Consider the following 2110-nt stretch of genomic DNA (forward strand, 5'->3'; position numbering starts at 1 on the left):
TGCTTTCGCAATTGGGGTTTCGGAATTTAATCTTGACGATGACCTACTCTCACATGGGGAAACCCCACACTACCATCGGCGATGCATCGTTTCACTTCTGAGTTCGGGATGGGATCAGGTGGTTCCAATGCTCTATGGTCGTCAAGAAATTCGGGTACTGACTCGTGACCTTTTGGCCTCGCTTCAGCAAATTGGGTATGTGACAGCTGTCGGTGTTTTGTGAGCATCGAACTTTCGGTTCATTGCGTCTTCACACACCGCAATCTGGCCTTTCGACTCAAATTGCTTGGGTGTTATATGGTCAAGCCTCACGGGCAATTAGTATTGGTTAGCTCAACGCCTCACAGCGCTTACACACCCAACCTATCAACGTCGTAGTCTTCGACGGCCCTTCAGGGAACTCAAGGTTCCAGTGAGATCTCATCTTGAGGCTAGTTTCCCGCTTAGATGCTTTCAGCGGTTATCTATTCCGAACATAGCTACCCGGCAATGCCACTGGCGTGACAACCGGAACACCAGAGGTTCGTCCACTCCGGTCCTCTCGTACTAGGAGCAGCCCCTCTCAAATCTCAAACGTCCACGGCAGATAGGGACCGAACTGTCTCACGACGTTCTAAACCCAGCTCGCGTACCACTTTAAATGGCGAACAGCCATACCCTTGGGACCGGCTTCAGCCCCAGGATGTGATGAGCCGACATCGAGGTGCCAAACACCGCCGTCGATATGAACTCTTGGGCGGTATCAGCCTGTTATCCCCGGAGTACCTTTTATCCGTTGAGCGATGGCCCTTCCATACAGAACCACCGGATCACTAAGACCTACTTTCGTACCTGCTCGACGTGTCTGTCTCGCAGTCAAGCGCGCTTTTGCCTTTATACTCTACGACCGATTTCCGACCGGTCTGAGCGCACCTTCGTACTCCTCCGTTACTCTTTAGGAGGAGACCGCCCCAGTCAAACTACCCACCATACACTGTCCTCGATCCGGATAACGGACCTGAGTTAGAACCTCAAAGTTGCCAGGGTGGTATTTCAAGGATGGCTCCACGCAGACTGGCGTCCACGCTTCAAAGCCTCCCACCTATCCTACACAAGCAAATTCAAAGTCCAGTGCAAAGCTATAGTAAAGGTTCACGGGGTCTTTCCGTCTAGCCGCGGATACACTGCATCTTCACAGCGATTTCAATTTCACTGAGTCTCGGGTGGAGACAGCGCCGCCATCGTTACGCCATTCGTGCAGGTCGGAACTTACCCGACAAGGAATTTCGCTACCTTAGGACCGTTATAGTTACGGCCGCCGTTTACCGGGGCTTCGATCAAGAGCTTCGCGTTAGCTAACCCCATCAATTAACCTTCCGGCACCGGGCAGGCGTCACACCCTATACGTCCACTTTCGTGTTTGCAGAGTGCTGTGTTTTTAATAAACAGTCGCAGCGGCCTGGTATCTTCGACCGGCATGGGCTTACGGAGCAAGTCCTTCACCCTCACCGGCGCACCTTCTCCCGAAGTTACGGTGCCATTTTGCCTAGTTCCTTCACCCGAGTTCTCTCAAGCGCCTTGGTATTCTCTACCCAACCACCTGTGTCGGTTTGGGGTACGGTTCCTGGTTACCTGAAGCTTAGAAGCTTTTCTTGGAAGCATGGCATCAACCACTTCGTGTTCTAAAAGAACACTCGTCATCAGCTCTCGGCCTTAAGATCCCGGATTTACCTAAGATCTCAGCCTACCACCTTAAACTTGGACAACCAACGCCAAGCTGGCCTAGCCTTCTCCGTCCCTCCATCGCAATAACCAGAAGTACAGGAATATTAACCTGTTTTCCATCGACTACGCTTTTCAGCCTCGCCTTAGGGACCGACTAACCCTGCGTCGATTAACGTTGCGCAGGAAACCTTGGTCTTTCGGCGTGGGTGTTTTTCACACCCATTGTCGTTACTCATGTCAGCATTCGCACTTCTGATACCTCCAGCAAGCTTCTCAACTCACCTTCACAGGCTTACAGAACGCTCCTCTACCGCATCACTTACGTGATACCCGTAGCTTCGGTGTATGGTTTGAGCCCCGTTACATCTTCCGCGCAGGCCGACTCGACTAGTGAGCTATTACGCTT

At 52.0% G+C, this 2110-nt stretch carries 2 rRNA genes; both read right to left on the reverse strand.

Annotation, left to right across the window (positions count from 1 at the left end):
• Positions 1–30 precede the first annotated feature (30 nt).
• Positions 31–146: ribosomal RNA gene (gene rrf / locus YA0848_RS35495) — 5S ribosomal RNA — on the reverse strand.
• A gap of 151 nt (positions 147–297) precedes the next feature.
• Positions 298–2110 (reverse strand): 23S ribosomal RNA (locus YA0848_RS35500); the annotation flags it as partial.

It is taken from the genome of Pseudomonas sp. S4_EA_1b, assembly GCF_016307435.1.
Classification (GTDB): domain Bacteria; phylum Pseudomonadota; class Gammaproteobacteria; order Pseudomonadales; family Pseudomonadaceae; genus Aquipseudomonas; species Aquipseudomonas rhodesiae.